Origin of the sequence: Fulvivirga marina (genome assembly GCF_016775155.1) — a bacterium.
GTDB lineage: Bacteria > Bacteroidota > Bacteroidia > Cytophagales > Cyclobacteriaceae > Fulvivirga > Fulvivirga marina.
Genome location: NZ_JAEUGD010000031.1, coordinates 64,889 through 89,249, shown reverse-complemented (window position 1 = coordinate 89,249; position 24,361 = coordinate 64,889). Strand labels below are relative to the sequence as shown.

The following is a 24,361-nucleotide window of genomic DNA, read 5'->3' as shown; positions in this document are numbered from 1 at the left end:
TTATGAGTAAGTTGCTTATATACTTGATAATGTTCCCTTCAATGCTGTTGTTTCAGAATGATGACTTTGTAAGTATGAAAGATATACAAAGTTTTAAAAAAGGGATCAATCAAATGGCATCGACAACCAATACAATACAGGCTAAGTTTAATCAAAATAAATACCTGAGTATATTATCCAATGGGGTAGAGTCATCAGGTACAATGCACTTTAAAAAACCAGATCTGTTAAAGTGGTCATACACCAATCCTTATAACTATGCCATATTACTCAATGGCGAGGAGATCAAGATCAATGATGAAGGAAAGGTTAATTCATTTGAAATCAAGAATAGTAAAATCTTTAAGGAGTTAAATGATCTGATCATAAATAGTGTTCGGGGCAACGTTTTGCAGGAAGAGCGTTTTGATATTTCTTATCTGGAGAATAATGAGCTATATTTAACCAGGCTCAACCCTCAGGAAGAGCAGTTGAAGAGCTATGTAAAGCAAATTGATATCTATTTTGAGAAAAGTGATTATACCGTGAATAGAATTCAGCTTTTTGAGTACGAAGGAGATTATACCCTGATAACCTTCCACAATAAAAAAATAAATGCATCAATTCCTGATAGCGAATTTTCATTCCAGTGAGAGTAAAATGTTCTCGCAATTCAATGATCATGGTTTTAAATAAGCGAGTTTTATTCCTTACAATTTTAAGTGTATGCATGACGGTAATGGCTTATGGGCAAAAAACACATCTGCCAGAGCCATATATAAATCATGCCGAAAATGGGCTCATCTACAATACGGTTTTTGCCTATAAGGAATATAGCTTTAGTGGGTTAATGGTTGTAAAAAAGGAAGGGGAAGCGTATCGGGTTGTTCTTTTATCTAAACTTGGACCATCAATAATGGATTTCGTGCTTGAGAATGGAGAGTTGATCTGGAATAAAGTACCTAAAGGAATGGAACGGGCAGTCATTAGAAAAATTATGGCTAGGGATTTCAGCATTATGCTTTTGACAGATTTGCAGAACCCGGATAAAGTGAGAAAAAGGAAGGACGGCTATAAAGTAAAAGGAGCTGGGATTATTAAGGTTAAACTAGCCAATAATAATGATGTAAGGGAGGCAGAAACTAAAAATACTTTTACTTTTTTTAAGACTAAAGCTTCCTTCTTTTATACCAACGATGATCACATTCCTGATGAAATATGTGTAAATCATCGCTACATTAAGATGAAGATGGAAATGAAATTATTGGAGAGATGAGCATGTTAAAAGGAAACTTATATACCCTTGGTAAGGTAGTACAGCCTGAGGTAGGGCACTACATGGTAAACGTATCGTTAAATGTTGATCATGACATTTTTAAAGGACATTTCCCTCAACAGCCGGTACTTCCGGGTGTCTGTCTTCTGGAAATATTAAAAGAAATCATAAGTCAGGAGACCGGAAAGTCATGGTTTATGTCAGAAGGAGTAAACATTAAATATGTAAAACTGGTTGATCCAACGAAAGATGCCCAATTGAAATTTGATATTCTTACCAAAGAAGTGCCAAAAGGACTGGCAGCGACGGCAAGTACCTTTCTTGATAATGGTGAGGTCAATTTTAAGTTTAAAGGCCTTTTTGAACTGAAGTGATTATCATGGATTACAAATCACAGTTTCGGCAATATAAATGCTGTGTTGTTATCCCTACTTACAACAACTCAGGTACATTATCAAAAGTGATAACAGATGTGCTTAATTACATTTCAGATGTAATTGTTGTTAATGATGGAGCTACTGATAACACCCTTGAAATCATAAAATCTTTTGGTGACCAAATACAAATAATCCATCATGAAATAAACAAGGGAAAGGGAGCTGCGCTAAGAAAAGCTTTTAAATATGCATTAAGCAAGGGTTATGAATATGCCATAACTGTAGATAGTGATGGGCAACATTTTGCTGAAGATCTACCAAAATTTTTAAGAGAGATTGGAAAGGAGCCAGATAGCCTTGTTATTGGGGCTAGGAATATGAGCCAGAAAAATGTGCCAGGTAAGAGTAGTTTTGGTAATAAATTTTCCAATTTCTGGTTTTATGTTGATACAGGAGTAAAATTAACGGATACGCAGTCTGGCTATCGCCTGTATCCTATTAAAAAGATGCAGGGGATCAGGTATATCACTTCACGGTTTGAGTTTGAAGTAGAAGTGATTGTAAAAGCTTCATGGAAGGGAATAAAGGTTAGGAACATCCCTATCCGCGTGCATTATGAGCCAGGGAAAAAGCGAATATCTCATTTTAGACCATTTGTTGATTTTACTAGAATCAGCATTTTAAACACATGGTTTTTTATACTCGCCTTGCTATACTACATACCCTTTCGGTTCATCAAGTCCTTAACCCGGGAGAATATTAAAAAATTTGCACAGAAGAACTTGCTCAATAGGGAAGAGCCCGTAAGAATTAAAGCTCTCTCTATTGGATTTGGTGTCTTTATGGGGATATTCCCTATTTGGGGATATCAGCTGATAGTCGGTGTGGCACTATCTCATTTGATGAAGCTTAATAAAGCTTTATTTGTAGTAGCAGCGCATATCAGTATTCCTCCCATGATCCCTGTGATTATTTATAGTAGTTATAGGTTAGGAGCACTTTTTGTTGATGATCCCAGAAATGATATGTTATTTCACTCAGGTATTACATTCGATACTATTCAGGCCAATTTGGTGCAATATGTTGTGGGTGCTATTGCGTTGGCGCTTGCTATGGGAATATTGGCCTGGCTATTAACTCTGCTGTACTTTATGATAAGAAGACCTTTGAAAAGTGAAGCGAGAGATAGTCTTACCAGCCTGTAAGAAAATCTGGTTACATTTGTCGCTGATTGTAAATAGCCCCATCTTAATACTGCATGTCAAAGTTGTTTTATCAAATTTATAAATTCGTTAGAGCGCGCAGGATAATATCCTTCATTTTTTTGGTACTCTTCCTTTCAGGAGCTACTTATTTGGCTATGACTATTCGTCTTGAGGAGAATATACTCAACATAATTCCGAAGGATGAGCAGGTGATATCGGTCAATAAAGTTTTTGAAGGTCTTAAGATCAACAACAGGTTGGTGGTGCATCTCTATTTTAAGGATTCAACTTCGGCAGATCCAGACCAATTGGTGGCAGAAGCACACTCATTTTCAGATTCTCTGGTTGCTGGTTACTCAGAATTCATTGATGAAATCATCAGGGAAGTTCCTGATGAACAAATGCAGATGATGTATGATTATTACTATAGCCACCTTCCTTTTTATCTACAGCCAGAAGATTATGAACAAATAGAAACCAGAATTGAAAAGAAGGCCATAGAACAATCCGTGCGGCGTACCTATAAACAACTGCTGTCACCGGTTGGCGTAGTGACAAAAATGCTTATCAAGGACCCATTGGGGCTGGCGGCATTTCCTTTGCAACGTATGCGAGATCAGCAGCTTGATAATAACTTCAACTTGTATCAAAACCATATTGTAACAACTGATAATCGCCACCTCATCTTTTTTGTGACCTTAAGCAATCCGCCTAATGAGACTTCAAATAACGGGAGATTGATTGAAGGGATTAACCAACTGAAGGACCACCTTGAAACAGCTAATCGAGCAATAAAAGTAGAATACTTTGGGCCAGCAGCAGTTGCGGTGGCTAATGCAGGTCGTATAAAAGGAGATATATATATTACAGTGAGCCTTGCTCTGGTAGCTTTGTTTGTGTTTATCTCATTCTTCTATAGAAACGCTGGCACTTTTATTATCGTGGTTACTCCTGGTGTATTTGGAGCAATAGTAGCGATTGCATTTTTGGCTGTAGTAAGAGATAGTGTTTCGGTTATTTCGTTAGGTGTTGGTTCAGTCCTTCTGGGTATTACTATCGATTATGCTCTGCATTTTTTTACGCACTATAAAAAGGAAAAGGATGTGAAAGCGCTGTTTAAGGACCTTTCCATTCCCTTGCTGATGAGTAGTATTACCACGACCTGTGCTTTTCTCTCCCTGACATTTATTAGGTCTTCAGCCTTGCAGGATCTGGGGATTTTTGCGGGTGTAAGTGTTTTGGCAGCAGTTCTTTATACATTGATTTTCCTCCCACATATGATCATAAGAGAGGAGGAGAAACCTAATCCTAAGTCCTCCAATAAGAATTTAGTAGAGAGACTGGTAAGTTGGTTGGCAGCCTATCCATTTTACAAAAAGGCCTGGGCTGGAATTATACTTGTAGTACTGACAACCATAAGTTTTTTTACCTGGAAGCAAGTATCCTTTGAAAATAACATGCTTAAGCTTAATTATATGCCTGAGCATCTGGAAACTTACCAGGAAAGGATTAATGCTATTTCGAGTTTTTCAGCTAATAATATCTATGTTGCTTTTAGCGGAAACAACATCAATGAAGCACTGCAAGCTAATAGGGCACTCCTGAAGGAAATGGAACGCTTAAAAGCACAAGATTCCATATATGATTTCTATACTCTGAATAATATAATACCCTCACCAGAGCGTCAGAGGGAGGGTGTGAAAAATTGGAAGAGCTTTTGGGAAAACAATAGCCGTGATAGTGTAGTAAATAGCTTGAATGAAGCAGCTAAAACCTATGGGTTTAGAGAGGGAACCTTTTCCAGTTTTACCCAGGTATTGAGCAAGGATTATACAACAATATCGGAGGAAGGTATTGAAAATATCTTATCAGTCATGGGTGATGAGCTACTGATCAAAGGTGCTAATGGGAATGTTTCTGTTTTATCGACTATTTCACTATCGCAGGAAAATAAACCAGCCATTTTAAAAACGCTGTCAAAGCTATCTGGAATAGTGATTCTTGATAAGACCCACCTGACTAATAAGCTGGTAGAGTTGTTGAGAGAGGACTTTAGTAATTTGGTAAACATCTCTTTGATAGTGGTATTTCTTATACTGTTGGTCAGCTATGGGAGGTTAGAACTTGCACTTATTGCTTTCTTGCCCATTTTACTAAGCTGGCTTTGGGTCTTGGGTTTAATGGGTTGGCTTGGGCTTACCTTTAATATTGTTAATATTATCATCTGTACTTTCATATTCGGGTTAGGTATAGATTATAGCATATTTGTTGTGCGAGGCTTAACCCAGCAATACGCATATGGAACCGATAACCTGGCCTCATACAAAAAGTCAATAATACTTTCAACAGTAACCACCTTGCTGGGTATAGGCGTATTGGCATTTGCAGAGCATCCGGCCCTAAAGTCAATCGCTTTTCTGGCTATTATTGGTATCCTTTCAGTAGTATTCATCACTTTTACCGTGGAGCACATGCTTTATAATTTATTCATTCTTAGGAGAAAGAAGAAGCATGTTATTCCTTTTACGTTTGCCTCATTTTTAAGGACCGTTGCGGCGTTTACCTGCTTTGTTTTTGGATGTCTCATGCTGGTTGTAGCTAGGTGGGTTAGTCGGATTCCATGGGCTTCTGAGAGAAAGCGGAAACATTATTTTCACCAGCTCATTCAATTTTTCTGTTGGTTAGTAATATATGTGATGATCAATATTCGTAAAAAGGTTGTCGGAAAGGATAACATAGATTTTGACAAACCGTCTGTGATCATCAGTAATCACCATTCATTTATGGACATCCTGCTTTTATTGATGTTTAATCCTAAAGTAGTAATGGTGACCAATGACTGGGTGTATAACTCACCGCTTTTTGGTAAATCCGTTCAGTATGCTGATTTCATACTCGCCTCAAAAGGCTTGGAAAATCAACTCGAAAAGATTGAAAAAATAATAGCAGAGGGATACTCAATTATAGTTTATCCGGAAGGTACAAGATCCAGAACAGCAGAGTTAGGTCGTTTTCATAAAGGAGCATTTTTCTTGGCAGAACATTTTAGGTTAGATATTCAGCCGGTGCTTTTACATGGTACCAGCTTTGCTATGACGAGAGGTGACGATTTCTACCTTAAAAGGACCGAGATCACAACGGAGTTTCTTCCTCGAATAGCATATAATGATCCTGCTTACGGGGTTGGTTATAGGGAGAGAACCAAGAAGATCAGTAAGTATTTTAAGTCAGAGTATAATAGGTTAAGGGAGAAACAAGAGAATCCGAACTTTTTTAAGGAAGTAATCTTAAAGAACTACCTTTTTAAGGGGCCTGTCCTTGAGTGGTATATTAAAGTTAAATACAAACTTGAGAATGGGTATCAATTGTTCCATGAATTGGTGCCTAAAAAAGGACGAGTCGTAGATCTTGGGTGTGGCTATGGGCCTATGGCGTATGCATTGGGATTTAGTAGTGAAGATCGAGAAATATTGGGGGTGGATTATGATGAAGAAAAGATATTTGTGGCACAAAACTGTCCGGATAAACCGGCAAATATAACCTTTGAACATGGAGATGTGCTAGACGTAGAGGTTGGTAAGGCTGACGTATTTATAGTAAGCGATGTGTTGCACTATTTAACTGTACGCGAACAGGAAACACTATTAAATAATATGGCGGTAAGACTGAATGCTGGAGGTAAACTGATCATAAGAGATGGAGACTCTAATAAAAAAGAGAGGCATAGAGGAACTGAACTTACAGAAGTATTTTCAACGGGGAGTGGTTTTAACAAAACAAGAAATACCCTCAACTTCATTTCTTCTGATACAATACAACATTTTGCTGAAAGAAATAAGTTTAAGCTTGAAGTAATTGATAATACGAAGCGAACGTCGAACACAATTTTCGTGTTAACCCAAAATTGAAAATGGAAAGTTTTGATATAGTTATTATTGGGAGTGGCCTGGGAGGCTTGGAGTGTGGTACCATTCTGAGTCGTGAAGGGTATAGTGTACTTGTTTTAGAAAAGAATAAACAGATAGGAGGAAACCTTCAGATATTTTCACGAAACAAACGCATTTTCGATACGGGTATTCATTATATAGGAGGTTTGGGAAAGGGACAAAATCTATATAGATACTTTAAGTATCTGGGAATAGTAGATGACCTTAAACTGAAGAGAATGGATATGAATGGTTTTGATGTGGTTACCTTCGAGGGAGATGATACGGAGTATAAGTATGCCCAGGGCTACGATAACTTTATAGAAACCATGAGTAGCTACTTTCCTGAAGAGAGAGAAGGTATTATCAAGTATTGTGATAAGATCAGAGAAGTGTGCAGCAAGTTCCCCATGTATGACGTTAAGCCAATGAATGGGCAGCTTAATGATGCGCCATTTCTGGATATCAATGCGCGGGATTTCATAGCAAGCTGTACTTCTAATGAGAGATTGCAGATGATACTGGCTGGTACCAATCTTTTATATGCAGGAGAAGGGGATAAAACACCATTGTATGTTCATGCACTGGTGATTAACTCATATATTGAAAGTTCTTGGAAATGTGTGGATGGAGGTTCGCAGATTGCCATATTGCTATCACGCAATATTCGTCGATGTGGTGGTAGGGTGCTAAAGAATGCAGAAGTTGTAGACTTTGTATTTGAAGGTGATGAAGTCGACCATGTTGTGCTTGCTGATGGTAGAAAATTTAGGGGGAAGACATTTATATCAAATATTCACCCTTCGCTTACTCTTGACATGATAGAGGAAGGCAAAATAAGGAAGGCGTATAGAAAGAGGATTAATAGTCTCGAAAATTCAATTTCAGTATTCATCTTATATATAGTTCCTAAGCCAGGTACTATCCCTAATTTTAATTGTAATTACTATCACTTTATAGATCCGGATGTTTGGATCGGAGCTGAATATGAAAATAACTGGCCAACGGGATATGCAGTGTTCAGTGGAGCTACAAGCAAATCCGAAAAGTATGCTGATAGTATAATAATGATGGCCTATATGCACTTTGATGAAACTTCTCAATGGGACTACACATTCAATACAGTATCGCATAAATCTGACAGGGGAGAAGAGTATGAAGCTTTTAAGGAGAAAAAAGCCCAGGTATTATTTGATGAACTGGAGAAGAAGTTTCCTGACATTCGAGAGAATACAGAGGCTTATTACACTTCTACACCGCTTACCTATAGAGATTACATCGGTACTAAGGATGGCTCACTTTATGGGGTGAAAAAGGATTATAAAAACCCATTGAAATCATTCATATCGCCTAAGACCAAAGTTCCAAACCTGTTACTTACAGGTCAGAACCTTAACATGCATGGAGTGCTAGGGGTTACAATTGGAGCTATCACCACCTGCTCGGAGATATTAGGTCACCATTATTTAATGAATAAGATCATTGAATCAACTACTGAAGAGTGATGTTAAAAAGGTTCTTTAAAAATAGGATAGTTAAAGTAGTTCTCTGGCTTCATGTGGTTGCACTTGTGTCCATAGTAATGCTTTATTTCTATTTAAAGAAAACCACTAGAGATACGTATCATGATGCAATAACGGATGCGCCCTATGACGTCATTATTGTTCCCGGCTATCCTTATAAAGGTAAATGGCATGATATTATGAAGACACGCATATATTGGTCAAAATACCTTTGGGAGAAAGGGTTAGCAAAGCATATTATTTATTCTGGAAGCGCAGTATACTCACCGTATATTGAGGGTACCATCATGAAGCAATATGCTATTGAATTAGGGGTGCCCGAAAATCTGATTTTTACAGAAACCAATGCTGAGCATAGTACTGAGAATCTGTTTTATTCATATGAATTAGCAAAGTCCAAAGGGTTTAAGAAAATAGCCCTGGCTACAGATCCCTTTCAATCGTTTTTCCTGCAACAATATGCAGAGAGCAGACCGTTTAAAATAAAATATCTGCCCATTCAGTACACCATTTTAGAGCAGCTACACTTCTTAGATGTAATTATTGACCCTGAAATTGCTCTTAAGGAAGACTTTAAAGCACTTCCTGAACGGGAAAGTTTTTGGCAAAGATTAAGAGGTACAATGGGAGAAAATATTGAAGATCAATATAGAGACTAAAGACCTGTTCCATAGACGTAATGAGAAAAAAAATTAAGATCGTATTTGGTGTTTTTGTGCTGGTGCTGTTAGTATTAGTTGCCATCTATTTTTTTAATGTTCACATGTCATCCCCTCTTGCCGGGGGGCAGGAGATAGACCATGTGAAAGTTGAAAATTTAGGAGATGATCATTATGCTACTATCGATGGCAGCTGGATTCATAAAAATGATAAAGAGATCTGGGAAATTTACCTTCGGGGCGATCCGTATGAGCGTGGGTTAGCTTTTGGTGCTTTGGCACAGCAACTACTGGCTGAGAAAGAGAGTTCGTTTATCACTGAGATTGAAAATAGAGTGCCATCAAGTTCTTATCTCAACTTCTTAAAGTATGTTGTGGGCTGGTTTCATCGTGACCTTGATGAATATGTTCCCGAAGAATATTTAAAAGAAATATATGGGTCTTCACAATATATGGCTGACTCATTTGATTATATATCACCTAAGTACCATCGTGGGCTGAGCTATCATGCGGCTCATGATATTGGACATGCATTGCAGAATATGAACCTTGTAGGTTGTACCTCGTTTGCCGTGAGAGGCGAGAAATCAGAGAATGGCAAATTACTTATAGGGCGGAACTTTGATTTTTATTTCGGGGAGGAATTTGCAAAAGATAGAATGGTGGCTTTTTACAATCCTGATGATGGTTACCAATTTATGTCAGTAACCTGGGCATGCTTTAGTGGCGTTGTTTCAGGAATGAACGAAATGGGGTTGACGGTGACGCTCAATTCGGCTAAATCCGGTATTCCTTCTATGGGGAAAACGCCAGTGTCGATTATTGCTCGACAGATTTTACAATATGCTGGAACCATCGACGAGGCATATGATATTGCGAGGTCATATGAATCTTTTGTGGCGGAGACCTTTCTAATAGGTTCGAAGCAGGATGGCAGAGCTGCGTTGATTGAGAAAACCCCGGAAGCAACCGCACTATATGAAGAAAATGATAGTGAAATGATAATTACAAATCATTTTCAAAGTAATGAACTACAAGATGATCCGCTCAACCAGGAGTATTTACAGGAGGGAGTTTCGGATTACCGGTATGAGCGTGTTGGTCAGTTGATAGATTCACTGGCACCACTTAACCCGGAAAAGGTAGCACTTGTGCTAAGGGATAAAAGAGGTGTTGATGGAGAGGACATAGGTCTTGCCAATGAAAAAGCTATTAATCAACTTATAGCACATCATTCTGTTATTTTCTCACCGGAGCAGATGATCGCCTGGGTCTCCGCCCCTCCTTATCAGTTAGGCGATTTTATAGCTTATGACCTGAACAAAATTTTCAAGGAGACAAAGAAAAAACAGTTTACATATACGGACTCTTTGAGTATTGGTAAAGATGCTTTTTTGTTTACCGATAGATATAAGAGATATATTGATTTTGTAGAGATAAGAGGAAAAATTCAGAAACATCTGGCGAAAGGGGGTGAATTTGTTTTGCATAATGAGGATGTAAATAGATTTATAGAAAGTAACCCTCATGGATTTTTAACTTATTTCTACTTGGGAGATTATTTTAAAAGTATTGAATCTTGGCAAGAGGCTGAAAAATATTATAATATTGCGCTGGATCTGGAAATCGCCAAAAAGAGTGAGAGAAAGCATATCGAGGAAGGCTTGAAAATATGCCGTAAACATCTGAACATCCAGTAAAAGTCAATTCGGCCATGAATATACCTCCATTAGAAAGCAGGGGAAAGGAAGATATATCAAACCATCAGTTCGAAGAACTTAAAAAATTGCTCTTGTTTGTGAGTGAGAGATCACCTTTTTATAAGCGTCATTTTGATAAACATCAGGTCGATGTTCAATCCATTAATTCTATTGATGATCTCAAGTTAATTCCGCCAACAAACAAAGGGCATTTGCAAAAATATCAGCAGGATTTCTGGTGTGTATCACCTATTGAAATTGTAGAATATTGCAACACTTCCGGCACGGAAGGGGCAGCGGTTACAGTTCCTTTAACAGAGAATGATGTAAAAAGGCTTGCATATAATGAAGCCATATCGTTGGCTTGCACTGGAGGTGATGAAAGCGAAATATATCAACTTACTACCACTTTGGACCGTCAGTTCATGGCAGGTCTAGCTTATGCGCTAGGAGCCAGAGAGCTTGGTGCTGGTATGGTAAGAGTAGGGCCGGGCTTGCCTCAGTTACAATGGAAGACAATACAGGAAATTAAGCCAACAGCACTCATTATTGTACCATCTTTTTTGGTTAAGTTAATTGAATACGCTGAGGTTGAGGGTATAGATTTTAAAAACAGCTCCGTTAAAAAAGCAATATGTATCGGGGAACCCATTAGAAAAGGCGACCTTTCTCTCAATGCACTTGGTGAAAAGATAACTGAAAAGTGGGGCATCGAACTCTATTCTACCTATGCCTCTACTGAAATGGCAGCTGCATTCACAGAATGTTCGCAAGGACAGGGAGGTCACTTACACCCAGAACTTCTTGTAGCAGAGGTCCTTGACGATCATGGCCAGCCAGTCCCTGCAGGAACCTTGGGAGAGCTTACTATTACTACCCTTGGAGTGGAAGCCATGCCTCTAATAAGGTTTAAAACCGGGGACATGTGCGCTATATTAGATGAACCATGTTCATGTGGGCGCAATACGCTTAGAGTAAGCCCAGTATTAGGTAGAAAGAACCAATTGATAAAATACAAAGGAACAACCTGCTACCCTCCCGCTATCTTTGACCTCTTGGATAATGATGATAGTATTGGTTACTATCAAGTGTTGGCAACTGCTGACCAATACGGTAATGATGAACTTACCGTTAAGTATAGCACCGGAGTGAAATATGAGAGAAAGAAGCTTGCCGATAAGTTCCGAACACTTTTACGTGTCACTCCAGGGCTTGAGGAGGTGTCTGAATCTGAAATTCTTAAACTCATATACCCCAAAACCAGCCGAAAGCCAGTAAAGTTTATCGATCATAGATCTTTAAAAGCCTAATATGAGAACGAGGACTTAAATCAATAATTTAAGTCAGTGAAAATAACTCTTGCCATATTTAAACATTTATCGCATCTTTGCACCCTCGTAGTAAAGTAAGGCAGACCGCACTACCCCCAAATATTATTCTTTAAAAAATTTAATAACTAGTATTTGGTAACTCGCTTTAAGTTACTATCTTTGCAGTCCTTTTGCGGAAAAACCGTAAAAGCTATAGCTAAAGTACGCTTATAAAGATTTTAAAATGTCTGGTATTATAGGAAAGAAAATCGGAATGACTAGCATTTACAGTGCCGCTGGGAAAAACGTCCCATGCACGGTGATAGAGGCTGGTCCTTGTGTAGTAACACAAGTAAAAAATGAGGAGACTGATGGGTACACAGCTGTCCAGTTAGGCTTTGGAGAACGTAAAGAGAAAAATACTCCTAAAGCGTTGCTAGGGCATTTTAAGAATGCTAACACTACTCCTAAGAAAGAGCTCGTGGAATTTAGGGATTTCAGAATGGAGTTTGAGGGAGGTGTGCAATTGGGGCAGGAAATTAAGGTGGGTGATGTGTTTGAGGAAGGAGACTTCGTTGATGCAATTGGTACATCTAAAGGTAAAGGTTTCCAGGGTGTTGTTAAAAGACACGGTTTTGGTGGTGTTGGGCAAAGTACTCATGGTCAGCACAACAGATTAAGGGCCCCAGGTTCTATTGGTGGTGCTTCTTATCCTGCCAGAGTATTTAAAGGTATGAGAATGGCTGGTAGAGCTGGAGGTAATAGGGTTAAAGCTATTAACCTTCAAGTAATGAAAATCATACCTGAAAAGAACTTGATTTTAATAAGTGGTTCTATACCAGGGGCAAATAATTCAACTGTAATTCTCGAGAAGTAATGGACATTTCAGTAGTAAAATATAGTGGTGAAGATACAGGAAGGAAAATAAGTCTTTCTGAAGAAGTATTTGGTATCGAGCCAAACGATCATGCGATCTACCTTGATGTTAAACAGTATCTTGCTAATCAGAGACAGGGTACTCACAAGTCAAAAGAAAGAGCGGAAATAAGTGGATCTACTAAAAAGATCAAAAAGCAAAAGGGTACTGGTACAGCTAGAGCGGGTAGCATAAAGTCACCCGTGTTTAGAGGTGGTGGACGTGTATTTGGTCCTGCTCCAAGAGACTATTCTTTCAAGCTAAATAAGAAATTGAAAGAGTTGGCAAGAAAATCAGCATTGACCTACAAAGCAAAGGATAATAGTATAGCTATTGTTGAGGACTTCAATATGGAAGCCCCTAAAACAAAAGAATACCTTAAGATGTTGGAGGCCCTTTCCTTAGGAGATAAAAAGACACTATTGGTTCTTGCTGAGAACAGTAAAAATGTTGTACTTTCAGGAAGAAATATACAGAACACAAAGGTAATAACAGCAGACAGTCTGAATACCTACGATGTGTTGCATGCTGATAATTTAATACTTAGCGAAAGCTCAGTAGAGAAGATTGATAACTTATTGAAGAAATAAAAATGAGTGTTTTAATAAAGCCATTGGTTACAGAAAAAGTTTCTGCTTTAAATGAGAAAGGCAAGTATGGTTTCATTGTAAATCGCAAAGCTAATAAAGTGGAGATTAAGAAGGCTGTAGAAAAAATGTACGGAGTTACTGTGGAGGATGTAAATACCATGAATTACCTTGGTAAAGCAAAGTCCAGGTATACTAAGTCCAGAGTCGTTACTGGAAGAACCCCGTCATACAAAAAAGCTATTGTAACGGTAGCGGATGGTGAAGTAATAGATTTTTACAGCGAAATTTAATCATTAAGAAGAGATGGCAATTAAGAAATTAAGACCAGTTACTCCAGGGCAAAGATACAGGATAGCTCCTGCCTTTACTGAGATTACTAAGTCTGAGCCTGAAAAGTCACTGGTTGTAACAAACAAAAGATCTGGAGGTAGAAACAATTCTGGAAAAATGACCATGCGTTACATTGGTGGTGGTCACAAACGAAAGACTAGGATTGTAGATTTTAAAAGAAATAAATTTGATGTGCCGGCAACTGTTAAGGCCATTGAATATGATCCTACAAGATCTGCGCGTTTAGCATTGTTATATTATGCTGATGGAGCAAAGACCTATATTTTGGCACCTGAAGGACTTCAGGTTGGTCAAGAGATTAAATCAGGAGAATCAGTAGCTCCTGAAGTAGGAAATGCATTACCCCTCGCAAAAATTCCTTTAGGTACAATCGTTCACAATATAGAGTTGAAGCCTGGTAAAGGTGGAGCAATGGCAAGAAGTGCAGGCTCATACGCTCAGCTCACTGCAAGAGAAGGAAAATATGCTACTATCAAATTGCCTTCAGGTGAAACTAGAAAAGTATTAGTTACATGTCTGGCTACTGTAGGATCAGTATCTAACTCTGATCATATGAACGTTAGACTAGGTAAGGCGGGAAGAAACCGCTGGTTAGGTAAGAGACCTAGAACAAGAGGTGTTGCTATGAACCCTGTTGATCACCCAATGGGTGGTGGTGAGGGTAAGTCCTCAGGAGGGCACCCTAGATCTAGAAAGGGTCTTTACTCGAAAGGTAAGAAAACCAGAACGCCTAAGAAATATTCAAATAATCTAATCATCAGTAGAGGTAAGAAGAAATAATGGCTAGATCACTAAAAAAAGGACCGTATATAGATTTCAGACTCGAGAAAAAAGTCGATGTCATGAATGATTCAGGAAAGAAATCTGTAATTAAGACCTGGTCAAGAAGGTCAATGATCTCTCCTGATTTTGTAGGACACACTTTCGCTGTTCACAACGGAAATAAATTTATCCCTGTGTACGTAACTGAAAACATGGTAGGTCACAAATTCGGTGAATTTGCTCCAACCAGAAATTTCAGAGGACACGTAGGTAAAAAAGATAAAGGCAAAAGATAATTATGGAGGCAGTAGCTAAATTAAAGAATGTACCTACCTCTCCCAGAAAGATGAGACTCGTTGCAGATCTTATCCGTGGCGAAGGGGTTAATAAGGCATTGAACATATTAAAATTTGAGCCTAAGCAAGGTGCTGCCAGGTTAGAGAAATTGTTGCTTTCTGCAATATCTAACTGGCAACAAGGTAATCAGGATGTGGACCTGGAGGATGCTGATCTTTATGTAAAATCAATTTACGTAGACAGTGGAAGAATCCTTAAAAGATTAAGACCTGCTCCGCAGGGTAGAGCTCATAGAATCAGAAAGAGATCTAATCATGTTACATTGATTCTGGATAGCAAGGCACCTGTAGCAGAAAAGAGTACTAAGAAAAAAGAAAAAGAAGATAAATAATGGGACAGAAAGTTAACCCTATTGCTTTAAGACTTGGCATCGTAAGAGGATGGGATTCCAGCTGGTATGGTGGAAATACTTTTTCTGATAAATTGATCGAAGATCATAATATTAGAAAATATATGGCTGCTCGTATCCCGAAAGGTGGTATTTCTAAAGTTATCATCGAAAGAACTTTAAAGAGAATTACCTTAACGGTTCATACTGCACGTCCTGGTGTTGTAATTGGTAAAGGTGGTGCCGAAGTTGATAAGATCAAGGAAGAACTGAAAAAGCTTACAGGCAAAGATGTCCAGATCAATATCTTTGAAATAAAAAGACCGGAGCTTGATGCTAAACTTGTGGGAGACTCTGTTGCTCAGCAGTTGCAAGCAAGAATCTCATATAGAAGAGCAATGAAGCAGGCAATAGCATCTGCCATGAGAGTTGGAGCTCAAGGGATCAAAATAAAAGTATCAGGTCGATTAGGTGGTGCTGAAATGGCTCGTACCGAGCAGTACAAGGATGGTAGAATTCCATTGCATACGTTGAGAGCTGATATTGACTACGCTATCTGTGAGGCCAATACTGTATATGGTAAGATTGGTATCAAAGTATGGATTTTCAAGGGAGAAGTTTATGGAAAGAGAGATCTTTCTCCAAATGTAGGAGTTGCTAACTCAGGAGGAAGTGGAAGAGGAGGAAGAAAAAGAGCTTCTGGAGATAGCGGTCCTAAACGTAGAAGAAATAAATAAGTCATAAGGTGATTGCGCACCTTGTTGCGCAAATCTAAAGTCATAAAATTATGTTACAGCCGAAAAGAACTAAGTTCAGGAAACAGCAGAAAGGCAGGATAAAAGGATTAGCGCAGCGTGGTCACAGAATTGCGTTTGGAGCATTTGGTATTAAAGCCCTAGAGGCTGGATGGATTACTTCCAGACAAATAGAGGCAGCAAGGATTGCAATGACCAGAGCAATGAAAAGGGAAGGGCAAGTTTGGATTCGTATATTCCCTGATAAGCCTATTACAAAGAAGCCCGCAGAGGTAAGGATGGGTAAAGGTAAGGGTGCACCTGAGTATTGGGTAGCAGTTGTTAAGCCTGGTACAATTCTTTTTGAAGCCGGTGGTGTTAAGAAAGAGTTGGCACAAGAAGCGTTAAGATTGGCACAGATGAAGCTTCCTATTAAAACTAAGTTTGCAATACGTAGAGATTACGTTGAATCATAATAAAGATGAAAAATTCAGAGATTAAAGCATTAGGCATAGAAGAACTGAAGCAAAAACTGGCAGGTGAGCAGGAAGCATACAGAAAGATGAGATTTGCTCATGAGATTTCTCCAATCGAGAATCCTATGAAAATCAGAGAAACGCGCAAATTGATAGCCAGGTTAAAAACAGAAATTAGGGCTAAGGAACTTGCTAAATAATATTTACATGGAGTCAAGAAAATTAAGAAAAGAAAGAATAGGGCAGGTTGTCAGCAACAAGATGGAGAAGTCCATTACTGTGTCTGTACTACGTAAAGAAAAGCACCCTATTTATGGTAAGTTTGTTAAGAAAACTACCAAGTTTACGGCTCACGACGAAAAGAACGAGTGCGGTATCGGAGATACTGTGAAAATTATGGAAACTCGTCCTTTGAGTAAGAACAAAAGGTGGAGATTAGTTGAAATCATAGAAAAGGCTAAATAAGATGATACAACAAGAGTCAAGATTAAACGTGGCAGATAATAGCGGTGCAAAGGAAGTTCTTTGCATTCGTGTATTGGGAGGTACTGGTAAGAAGTATGCTTCAGTTGGTGACAAAATTGTTGTATCAGTGAAGTCAGCACTTTCATCCAGTAACCTGAAAAAGGGTACGGTTTCTAAAGCCGTTATTGTTAGAACTAAAAAGGAAGTAAGAAGAAAAGACGGTTCTTACATCAGATTCGAGGATAATGCCGCTGTATTGCTTACAGCTAATGATGAGCCAAGAGGCACTCGTATTTTTGGACCTGTAGCTAGGGAATTGCGTGAAAAGCAATTCATGAAAATTGTTTCACTGGCACCTGAAGTATTATAATCATGGAAAGAAGAAAAAATAAACAACCCAAACTACACATACGAAAAGGGGATACTGTAAAAGTAATTGCAGGTAACTCCAAGGGAAAAGAGGGTGTGGTGCTGGAAGTTATGCCTTCTAAGTTGCGAGCGGTTGTCGAAGGTGTAAATGTAGTTACCAAGCATGTGAAACCATCTGCTACAAATCCTGAAGGTGGAATAGAGAAGACTGAAGCTGCGATTCATATAAGTAACTTGATGCTGAAAGATCCGGCAACTGGTGAGGCCACCAGAACGGGAAGAAAAGCAGACGATAAAGGTAAGCTGCAAAGATATTCTAAGAAAACTGGAGAAATTATTAAAAATGGCTAATCCTAGATTAAAAGACAAATACCAAAAGGAAATTATACCTGCACTTAAGGACAAGTTTCAGTACAAGTCGATAATGCAGGTTCCTAAAGTAGTTAAAATATGTATCAATAAAGGTATCGGTGCTGCTGTTGCAGACAAGAAGCTTATCGATACAGGTATAGAAGAGTTAACTACTATTACCGGACAAAAAGCCGTTGCTACAAAAGCGAAAAAATCAATCTCTAACTTTAAGTTAAGAGATGGTATGCCTATCGGAGCCAGAGTAACCTTAAGAGGTGACAAAATGTATGAGTTCATGGATAGGCTAATGGCTATTGCACTTCCTCGCGTTAGGGATTTTAGAGGCATCAATGATAAAGGTTTTGATGGCCGAGGTAACTATACACTTGGAGTGAAGGAACAAATTATCTTCCCTGAAATTAGTATAGATAAAGTAAATAAGATCAGTGGTATGGACATTACTTTTGTTACAACTGCTGATTCAGACGAAGAAAGTTTCGAACTGTTGAAAGCGTTTGGTATGCCTTTCGCAAGTAACGCAAGTAAATCATAAAATATTATGGCAAGAAAAGCTGTTATAGCAAGAGAAAAAAAGAGAGAGAAATTAGTGGCAAAGTATGCTGCTAAGCGTAAGGCGTTAAAAGAGGCTGGAGATTATGAAGGCCTTGATAAGTTGCCAAGAAACGCATCACCAGTAAGGTTGCACAATAGATGCAAACTAACAGGTAGACCTAAAGGATATATGCGTAAGTTTGGTATCTCTAGGGTAACTTTCAGAGAAATGGCTTCTGATGGCAAAATACCTGGTGTTACTAAGGCCAGCTGGTAAAAAGATTCTCTTTTTGTTTTATTCAAAAAAATAGTTCTGTATCTTTGCAGGCCTGTTTCATACGGGCGGCAGTTATACATTAGATAAAGAAGAAAATGACAGATCCAATAGCAGATTATTTAACCCGTTTGAGGAATGCTATCAAGGCCAAACACAGGGTCGTTGATATTCCTGCTTCTAACATCAAGAAGGAAATGACTAAAGTACTTCATGATAAAGGGTATATTCTGAACTATAAGTTCGAGGAGACAGATAATCATCAGGGAAATATCAAAATAGCTTTGAAATATAATCCTGAGTCAAAAAAACCAGCCATCTTTCATTTAGAAAGAGTTAGTAAGCCTGGATTAAGAAAATACGCTTCAGCTGATTCTTTGCCAAGAGTGTTAAATGGTCTTGGTGTGGCTATCCTTTCTACTTCCCGTGGTGTTATTACGGATAAGGAAGCCAGAGATATGAATGTAGGTGGCGAAGTATTGTGTTACGTATACTAATTAATAATAAACATCAATGTCAAGAATAGGGAAAAAACCAATAAAGCTTGCTAGCGGTATTTCATACACCTTTGACGATAAAGAAGGCAATTTGGTGGTGAAAGGACCGAAGGGTGAGCTAACCCAGTATATAGACCCTGCCTTTAAATTGGTTGAAAACGAAGGCGTGTTGACCGTTGAAAGACCAACAGAGCAAAAGAGACATAAAGCCCTTCATGGTCTTTATCGTTCATTGATCAATAACATGGTTGAAGGGGTTAGCACTGGGTATACTAAAAAATTAGAATTGGTAGGGGTAGGTTACAAGGCAACGGCTCAGAATAATGTTCTAGAGCTAAGCTTAGGCTACTCTCATAGTATATTTATGGCCATTCCTGCAGAGTTGAAGGTTTCTGCAGAAACTGAAAAGGGTAAAAATCCAATAGTTACTCTAGAGGGAAATGATAAGCAACTTATCGGACAGGTAGCGGCTAAAATTAAAGCCTTGAGACCTGTAGAGCCTTACAAAGGTAAAGGTGTGAGGTTTGTAGGAGAGCATGTTAGACGTAAAGCTGGTAAACAAGCTGCTAAATAATTAAGGAGATGGCATTCAATAAATATAAAAGAAGACTCAGAATTAAGAAGGGTATCAGAAATAAAATTTCTGGTACCTCTGAAAAACCAAGACTTTCTGTTTTTAAGAGTAATAAAGGTATCTACGCGCAGATTATTGATGACACTAAAGGGCATACTTTGTTATCAGCCTCTTCTAGGGAACTAGGTGAGACGAAAAATAGCATTGATGTTTCTAAATCAGTAGGGTCAAAACTCGCAGAAAAGGCAAAAGCGGGAGGTATAGAACAAGTTGTATTTGATCGTAATGGTTACCTATACCATGGTAAAGTAAAGGCTTTAGCAGAAGGTGCTAGAGAGGGAGGTCTAAAATTTTAAAGCATTATGTCTCAAAGTAATATAAGATCAGTAAAAGCTAGCGAAATAGACCTTAAAGAAAAGGTTGTTGCTATTAAGCGTGTAGCTAAGGTTGTTAAAGGTGGTAGAAGATTTAGCTTCTCTGCTATTGTGGTTGTAGGAGATGGAAATGGTGTTGTTGGATATGGCCTTGGTAAAGCTAATGAAGTTACAGATGCAATAACTAAAGGCATTGATGACGCTAAAAAGAATCTAGTAAAAGTTCCGGTAATTAAAGGGACTGTACCTCACGAAGCTATTGGTAAATTTGGAGGTGGCTTTGTGCTTCTTAAGCCTGCCTCTGCGGGTACGGGAGTTATCGCTGGTGGTGCTATGCGTGCTGTACTGGAAAGTGCTGGAGTGCATAATGTACTTGCAAAGTCCAAAGGTTCTTCAAACCCTCACAACGTAGTAAAGGCCACTTTTGATGCACTTACAAATATGAGAGATGCATTTACAGTTGCACAGGACCGAGGAGTTTCTTTATCTAAAGTATTTAACGGTTAAGATGATGGCAAAAGTTAGAATTTCGCAAGTAAGAAGTACAATAGGAAGGCCTGAAAGACAAAAGCGTACAATAAAGGCATTAGGCTTAGGTAGAATCGATAAAGTTGTTGAAGTAGAGTTAACACCGCAGATTAGTGGTATGATCGATAAGGTTAGTCACTTAGTATCTGTAACTGAAGTATAAAATATATTCCGAGTCTGGTAATCAGGCGTTAGGCAAAATAAATAACAGATGAAATTAAATACGTTAAAACCTGCTGAAGGTTCTGTTAAAACTAAAAAGAGAATTGGTCGTGGTCAAGGTTCCGGAAGAGGAGGGACATCTACGAGAGGGCATAAAGGAGCTAAATCTAGATCAGGTTACTCTAAAAAAATGGGTTTTGAAGGTGGACAAATGCCGCTTCAAAGAAGAGTGCCCAAATATGGTTTTACCAATCCTAATAGAATCGAGTATAAGGCAATCAATCTTGATGCTATTCAAAAATTAGTGGATGAAACCAAGGCAACTGCAGTTGATGTTAATTTAATTGTTGAAAATGGTTTAGCTGCAAAAAAAGACCTAATTAAAATATTAGGAAAGGGAGAGTTGAAATCCAAAGTAGATGTAACCGCTCATGCTTTTTCTGCATCAGCTTCTAAGGCTATTGAAGCTGCAGGTGGGAAAGTGACTCAACTATAATTATGAAAAAGTTTTTCACTACCATAAAGAACATATTTTCAATAGAAGATTTAAGAGTTAGGATCCTAAATACCTTAGGATTCCTAATCGTGTTTAGATTGGGGTCTTTTATTGTTTTACCAGGTGTTGATCCAGATGCTTTAGGCAGCGGAGCGCAGGGGGGAATATTTGATTTATTAAATACTTTCTTAGGAGGGTCTTTTAGTCGAGCCTCTATATTTGCGTTAGGTATTATGCCTTACATTTCGGCATCTATTGTCATTCAGTTATTAACTGTGGCTGTCCCATATTTTCAGAAGCTTCAAAAGGAGGGCGAATCTGGAAGGAAGCGTTTGACACAGATTACAAGAGTTTTGACCATTGCTATAACATTGGCTCAATCGGCAGGTTATCTAGCTGCCACTATTCCATCTGAGGCTATAATGTATGATCCTGCATTCTTTCAGGTTTCATCAATGATTATTTTGGTATCTGGAACTATGTTCTGTATGTGGATAGGTGAAAAAATAACAGATAAGGGAATCGGTAATGGAATATCAATGCTTATTATGATTGGTATCATCTCAAGGTTCCCGGGATCTTTGGTAAGTGAGGCAATGTCAAGAGGAATGAGTGGGGCGTTGATGTTCGTTTTAGAAATTGTAGCTCTATTCTTTGTGGTAATGGCTGTGGTAATGCTTACCCAAGCTGTTAGAAGAATCCCTATCCAATATGCTAAGCAAGTAATAGGTAATAAACTTTATGGAGGAAAGAGGGATTATATCCCTTTGAAAATAAACGCATCAGGTGTTATGCCTATAATTTTCGCACAAGCTTTGATGTTTATACCTCCTTTAATTGCGGGTATTTGGAAGGAAAGTGAGGTGGGGTCTTATATTGGTTCAACATTCTCAGACCCTTACTCATGGCAATATAACTTAGTGTTTGGTATCCTGATATTATTATTCACCTTCTTTTATACGGCAATTACGGTCAACCCTAATGATATTGCTGATAACCTTAAGCGTAACGGAGGTTTCATACCTGGTATAAAACCTGGAAAGCAAACCTCAGAGTTTATTGATCAGGTACTAACGAAAATTACGCTCCCTGGGTCTATTTTCTTAGCTTTAGTAGCTATTTTGCCGGCTTTTGCGGTAAAGACTGGAATTAGTCCTAACTTCGCTCAATTTTATGGAGGTACTTCATTATTGATTATGGTTGGGGTAATACTTGATACATTACAGCAAATAGAGAGTTACCTGCTCATGAGACATTACGAAGGTATGATGAAGTCGGGTAAAGTTAAGGGACGTTCACAAATAGCAGCAGCTTAATCTGGAATGATTCATTATAAATCCAGAGAAGAGGTTGAGCTTATAAAGGAGAGTGCTTTAATACTTGGTAAAGCACATGGAGAAGTTGCTAAAATGGTTAAACCTGGTGTGAAGACTATCACATTGGACCAAATAGCAGAGGAATTTATAAGAGATAATGGGGGGGTACCGTCATTCAAAAATTATAACGGATTCCCTTCTTCATTATGTATATCCTTGAACGAAAATGTTGTTCATGGTTTTCCAAGTGAATATGAATTAAAAGAAGGAGATATAATCTCTGTGGACTGTGGAGTATTCTTTAAGGGTTTTCACAGTGATTCCGCTTATACATATCCGGTAGGCGAAATAACAGAAGAGGTTATGCAGTTGTTAAAAGTGACAAAAGAGTCGCTGTATAAAGGTATTGAGATGGCTGTATATGGAAATAGGATAGGTGATCTGGCTTATGCTATTCAGAGCTATGTTGAGGACTACGGTTACGGAGTTGTAAGAGAACTTGTGGGGCATGGTATAGGTAGAAATTTACATGAAAGCCCTGAAGTTCCTAACTATGGAAAAAGAGGTAGAGGAGCTAAACTCAAAGACGGATTAGTAATAGCCATTGAACCCATGGTTAACTTAGGAACTAAAAGTGTAGTGCAGGAAGCAGACGGATGGACTATACGGACAGCAGATAGAAGACCTTCAGCACACTATGAACATACAGTGGCAATATTTGAAACTGGAACAGAGATTTTAACGACTCATAAATTTATAGAAGAGAATTTTAAATTTTAATATGGCTAAACAAAAATCTATTGAACAGGATGGTACAATTACCGAAGCACTTTCTAACGCTATGTTTAGAGTGGAGTTGGAAAATGGTCATGAGGTGATAGCGCATATTTCTGGTAAGATGAGAATGAACTATATTAAAATTTTACCTGGTGACAGAGTTAAGTTAGAAATGTCGCCATATGATTTGACTAAAGGACGAATTGTTTATCGATATAAGTAATTGTAAAATGAAAGTTAAAGCGTCAGTAAAGAAGCGTAGCGCTGATTGTAAAATAATCAGAAGAAAAGGAAAGGTTTACGTGATTAATAAAAAGAATCCTAGGTTTAAACAAAGACAAGGCTAAGCACTATGGCAAGAATTGCAGGAGTAGATATCCCGGATAACAAAAGAGGTGAGATTGCTCTTACCTATATTTTTGGTATTGGAAGAAGCACAGCTCAGAGAATTTTAACTGAAGCAGGTGTGGATAGGGATAAAAAAGTACAGGACTGGACAGATGACGAATCTACAGCCATCCGTAACATCATTAGTGAAAACTTCAAAGTAGAAGGTGTTCTAAAATCGGAAATACAAATGAGTATTAAGCGATTAATGGATATCGGGTGCTACCGTGGTTTGAGACATAGAAAGGGCCTACCGGTTAGAGGTCAAAGAACTAAGAATAACTCTAGGACCAGAAAAGGTAAGAGAAAGACAGTTGCCAATAAAAAGAAAGCAACGAAATAAGATAAAATAGCGTAACGCAAAATGGCACAAAAAAGAAAAGATAAAGCAAAAAAACGCGTAGTAGCTGTTGAAGCTATTGGTCAGGCTCACATAAAGGCTTCGTTCAATAATATTATCATTTCGCTGACTAATACTTCAGGGCAAGTGATATCTTGGGCATCTGCTGGTAAAATGGGCTTCAAAGGGTCTAAGAAGAATACGCCTTATGCTGCTCAAATGGCAGCTCAGGACTGTGCTCAAAAGGCATATGATCAAGGATTGAGAAAGGTAGAGGTTTATGTAAAGGGACCTGGTGCAGGTAGAGAATCTGCTATCAGAACGATCCAGAACACTGGAATTGAAATCACTACCATAAAGGATGTAACTCCGTTACCTCATAATGGTTGTAGACCACCAAAGAGACGTAGAGTATAATTTATAAAGAGAA

At 38.4% G+C, this 24,361-nt stretch carries 35 protein-coding genes; all 35 read left to right on the top strand.

What is annotated here, in order from left to right:
• Positions 1-2: 2 nt before the first annotated feature.
• Positions 3-632 carry a LolA family protein gene (locus JMN32_RS09375; RefSeq protein ID WP_202856057.1) on the top strand — a complete coding sequence of 210 codons (630 nt, stop codon included), beginning with the start codon at positions 3-5 and terminating at the stop codon, positions 630-632.
• Positions 633-655: 23 nt separating this feature from the next.
• Entirely contained in the window at positions 656-1,255 is a 600-nt protein-coding gene (locus JMN32_RS09370) for a hypothetical protein (protein WP_202856056.1), read from the top strand.
• Positions 1,252-1,629, top strand: coding sequence for a hotdog family protein (locus tag JMN32_RS09365; protein WP_202856055.1), 378 nt, complete (start codon positions 1,252-1,254; stop codon positions 1,627-1,629). Before JMN32_RS09370 ends, JMN32_RS09365 begins: the two co-directional genes overlap by 4 nt.
• 5 nt (positions 1,630-1,634) lie before the next feature.
• Positions 1,635-2,837: a DUF2062 domain-containing protein gene (locus tag JMN32_RS09360; protein WP_202856054.1), complete on the top strand. Its 1,203-nt coding sequence runs from the start codon at positions 1,635-1,637 to the stop codon at positions 2,835-2,837.
• Positions 2,838-2,890: 53 nt separating this feature from the next.
• Positions 2,891-6,745 carry a trifunctional MMPL family transporter/lysophospholipid acyltransferase/class I SAM-dependent methyltransferase gene (locus JMN32_RS09355; protein ID WP_202856053.1) on the top strand — a complete coding sequence of 1,285 codons (3,855 nt, stop codon included), beginning with the start codon at positions 2,891-2,893 and terminating at the stop codon, positions 6,743-6,745.
• A gap of 2 nt (positions 6,746-6,747) precedes the next feature.
• Positions 6,748-8,268 (top strand): phytoene desaturase family protein, encoded by a 1,521-nt coding sequence (locus tag JMN32_RS09350; protein ID WP_202856052.1) that lies wholly within the window; start codon positions 6,748-6,750, stop codon positions 8,266-8,268.
• Entirely contained in the window at positions 8,268-8,945 is a 678-nt protein-coding gene (locus JMN32_RS09345) for a YdcF family protein (RefSeq protein ID WP_202856051.1), read from the top strand. Before JMN32_RS09350 ends, JMN32_RS09345 begins: the two co-directional genes overlap by 1 nt.
• Positions 8,946-8,965: 20 nt before the next feature.
• On the top strand, positions 8,966-10,645 hold the full coding sequence (locus JMN32_RS09340) for a C45 family autoproteolytic acyltransferase/hydolase (protein ID WP_202856050.1): 1,680 nt from the start codon (positions 8,966-8,968) through the stop codon (positions 10,643-10,645).
• 14 nt (positions 10,646-10,659) lie between these two features.
• The gene (locus JMN32_RS09335; protein ID WP_202856049.1) at positions 10,660-11,955 is read left to right on the top strand and encodes a phenylacetate--CoA ligase family protein; all 1,296 of its coding nucleotides are present in this window, start codon (positions 10,660-10,662) and stop codon (positions 11,953-11,955) included.
• 244 nt (positions 11,956-12,199) lie between these two features.
• Positions 12,200-12,832 (top strand): 50S ribosomal protein L3, encoded by a 633-nt coding sequence (gene rplC, locus JMN32_RS09330; protein ID WP_202856048.1) that lies wholly within the window; start codon positions 12,200-12,202, stop codon positions 12,830-12,832.
• The gene (gene rplD, locus JMN32_RS09325) at positions 12,832-13,461 is read left to right on the top strand and encodes a 50S ribosomal protein L4 (RefSeq protein ID WP_202856047.1); all 630 of its coding nucleotides are present in this window, start codon (positions 12,832-12,834) and stop codon (positions 13,459-13,461) included. The genes rplC and rplD overlap by 1 nt, the downstream gene beginning before the upstream one ends.
• 2 nt (positions 13,462-13,463) lie before the next feature.
• A complete protein-coding gene (rplW, locus tag JMN32_RS09320) occupies positions 13,464-13,751 on the top strand; it encodes a 50S ribosomal protein L23 (RefSeq protein ID WP_202856046.1) in 288 nt (95 codons plus the stop codon).
• Between the two features lie 13 nt (positions 13,752-13,764).
• Positions 13,765-14,592, top strand: a complete 828-nt coding sequence (rplB, locus tag JMN32_RS09315; protein WP_202856045.1) for a 50S ribosomal protein L2 — start codon at positions 13,765-13,767, stop codon at positions 14,590-14,592.
• Positions 14,592-14,870, top strand: coding sequence for a 30S ribosomal protein S19 (rpsS, locus tag JMN32_RS09310; RefSeq protein ID WP_155173943.1), 279 nt, complete (start codon positions 14,592-14,594; stop codon positions 14,868-14,870). The genes rplB and rpsS overlap by 1 nt, the downstream gene beginning before the upstream one ends.
• A gap of 2 nt (positions 14,871-14,872) precedes the next feature.
• Entirely contained in the window at positions 14,873-15,262 is a 390-nt protein-coding gene (gene rplV, locus JMN32_RS09305) for a 50S ribosomal protein L22 (protein ID WP_202856044.1), read from the top strand.
• Positions 15,262-15,996 (top strand): 30S ribosomal protein S3, encoded by a 735-nt coding sequence (gene rpsC / locus JMN32_RS09300; RefSeq protein WP_202856043.1) that lies wholly within the window; start codon positions 15,262-15,264, stop codon positions 15,994-15,996. The genes rplV and rpsC overlap by 1 nt, the downstream gene beginning before the upstream one ends.
• Positions 15,997-16,046: 50 nt before the next feature.
• Complete coding sequence (gene rplP, locus JMN32_RS09295; RefSeq protein ID WP_202856042.1) at positions 16,047-16,469, top strand: 50S ribosomal protein L16; 423 nt, start codon at positions 16,047-16,049, stop codon at positions 16,467-16,469.
• A 5-nt stretch (positions 16,470-16,474) separates the two neighbouring features.
• A complete protein-coding gene (gene rpmC, locus JMN32_RS09290; protein ID WP_202856041.1) occupies positions 16,475-16,669 on the top strand; it encodes a 50S ribosomal protein L29 in 195 nt (64 codons plus the stop codon).
• Positions 16,670-16,676: 7 nt separating this feature from the next.
• Positions 16,677-16,934, top strand: a complete 258-nt coding sequence (gene rpsQ / locus JMN32_RS09285) for a 30S ribosomal protein S17 (RefSeq protein ID WP_202856040.1) — start codon at positions 16,677-16,679, stop codon at positions 16,932-16,934.
• Position 16,935: 1 nt separating this feature from the next.
• The gene (gene rplN, locus JMN32_RS09280; RefSeq protein WP_202244611.1) at positions 16,936-17,304 is read left to right on the top strand and encodes a 50S ribosomal protein L14; all 369 of its coding nucleotides are present in this window, start codon (positions 16,936-16,938) and stop codon (positions 17,302-17,304) included.
• A 2-nt stretch (positions 17,305-17,306) separates the two neighbouring features.
• Entirely contained in the window at positions 17,307-17,654 is a 348-nt protein-coding gene (rplX, locus tag JMN32_RS09275; RefSeq protein ID WP_202856039.1) for a 50S ribosomal protein L24, read from the top strand.
• Positions 17,647-18,207, top strand: coding sequence for a 50S ribosomal protein L5 (rplE, locus tag JMN32_RS09270; RefSeq protein WP_202856038.1), 561 nt, complete (start codon positions 17,647-17,649; stop codon positions 18,205-18,207). Before rplX ends, rplE begins: the two co-directional genes overlap by 8 nt.
• 6 nt (positions 18,208-18,213) lie before the next feature.
• Positions 18,214-18,483 carry a 30S ribosomal protein S14 gene (gene rpsN, locus JMN32_RS09265; protein ID WP_155211318.1) on the top strand — a complete coding sequence of 90 codons (270 nt, stop codon included), beginning with the start codon at positions 18,214-18,216 and terminating at the stop codon, positions 18,481-18,483.
• Between the two features lie 95 nt (positions 18,484-18,578).
• The gene (gene rpsH, locus JMN32_RS09260; RefSeq protein ID WP_202856037.1) at positions 18,579-18,977 is read left to right on the top strand and encodes a 30S ribosomal protein S8; all 399 of its coding nucleotides are present in this window, start codon (positions 18,579-18,581) and stop codon (positions 18,975-18,977) included.
• A gap of 16 nt (positions 18,978-18,993) precedes the next feature.
• A complete protein-coding gene (gene rplF / locus JMN32_RS09255) occupies positions 18,994-19,551 on the top strand; it encodes a 50S ribosomal protein L6 (protein WP_202856036.1) in 558 nt (185 codons plus the stop codon).
• 8 nt (positions 19,552-19,559) lie between these two features.
• Complete coding sequence (gene rplR / locus JMN32_RS09250; RefSeq protein WP_202856035.1) at positions 19,560-19,907, top strand: 50S ribosomal protein L18; 348 nt, start codon at positions 19,560-19,562, stop codon at positions 19,905-19,907.
• A gap of 6 nt (positions 19,908-19,913) precedes the next feature.
• A complete protein-coding gene (gene rpsE, locus JMN32_RS09245) occupies positions 19,914-20,432 on the top strand; it encodes a 30S ribosomal protein S5 (protein ID WP_155173956.1) in 519 nt (172 codons plus the stop codon).
• Between the two features lie 4 nt (positions 20,433-20,436).
• Positions 20,437-20,616 (top strand): 50S ribosomal protein L30, encoded by a 180-nt coding sequence (rpmD, locus tag JMN32_RS09240; RefSeq protein ID WP_317191771.1) that lies wholly within the window; start codon positions 20,437-20,439, stop codon positions 20,614-20,616.
• A gap of 48 nt (positions 20,617-20,664) precedes the next feature.
• The gene (gene rplO / locus JMN32_RS09235) at positions 20,665-21,111 is read left to right on the top strand and encodes a 50S ribosomal protein L15 (protein WP_202856033.1); all 447 of its coding nucleotides are present in this window, start codon (positions 20,665-20,667) and stop codon (positions 21,109-21,111) included.
• A 2-nt stretch (positions 21,112-21,113) separates the two neighbouring features.
• The gene (gene secY, locus JMN32_RS09230; protein ID WP_202856032.1) at positions 21,114-22,427 is read left to right on the top strand and encodes a preprotein translocase subunit SecY; all 1,314 of its coding nucleotides are present in this window, start codon (positions 21,114-21,116) and stop codon (positions 22,425-22,427) included.
• Between the two features lie 6 nt (positions 22,428-22,433).
• A complete protein-coding gene (map, locus tag JMN32_RS09225; protein ID WP_202856031.1) occupies positions 22,434-23,207 on the top strand; it encodes a type I methionyl aminopeptidase in 774 nt (257 codons plus the stop codon).
• A gap of 1 nt (position 23,208) precedes the next feature.
• Entirely contained in the window at positions 23,209-23,427 is a 219-nt protein-coding gene (gene infA / locus JMN32_RS09220) for a translation initiation factor IF-1 (protein WP_202856030.1), read from the top strand.
• A gap of 7 nt (positions 23,428-23,434) precedes the next feature.
• Entirely contained in the window at positions 23,435-23,551 is a 117-nt protein-coding gene (gene ykgO, locus JMN32_RS09215) for a type B 50S ribosomal protein L36 (RefSeq protein ID WP_002695078.1), read from the top strand.
• 5 nt (positions 23,552-23,556) lie between these two features.
• The gene (rpsM, locus tag JMN32_RS09210) at positions 23,557-23,934 is read left to right on the top strand and encodes a 30S ribosomal protein S13 (protein ID WP_202856029.1); all 378 of its coding nucleotides are present in this window, start codon (positions 23,557-23,559) and stop codon (positions 23,932-23,934) included.
• A gap of 21 nt (positions 23,935-23,955) precedes the next feature.
• Positions 23,956-24,348 carry a 30S ribosomal protein S11 gene (gene rpsK / locus JMN32_RS09205; RefSeq protein WP_202856028.1) on the top strand — a complete coding sequence of 131 codons (393 nt, stop codon included), beginning with the start codon at positions 23,956-23,958 and terminating at the stop codon, positions 24,346-24,348.
• The last annotated feature ends 13 nt before the right edge of the window (positions 24,349-24,361 follow it).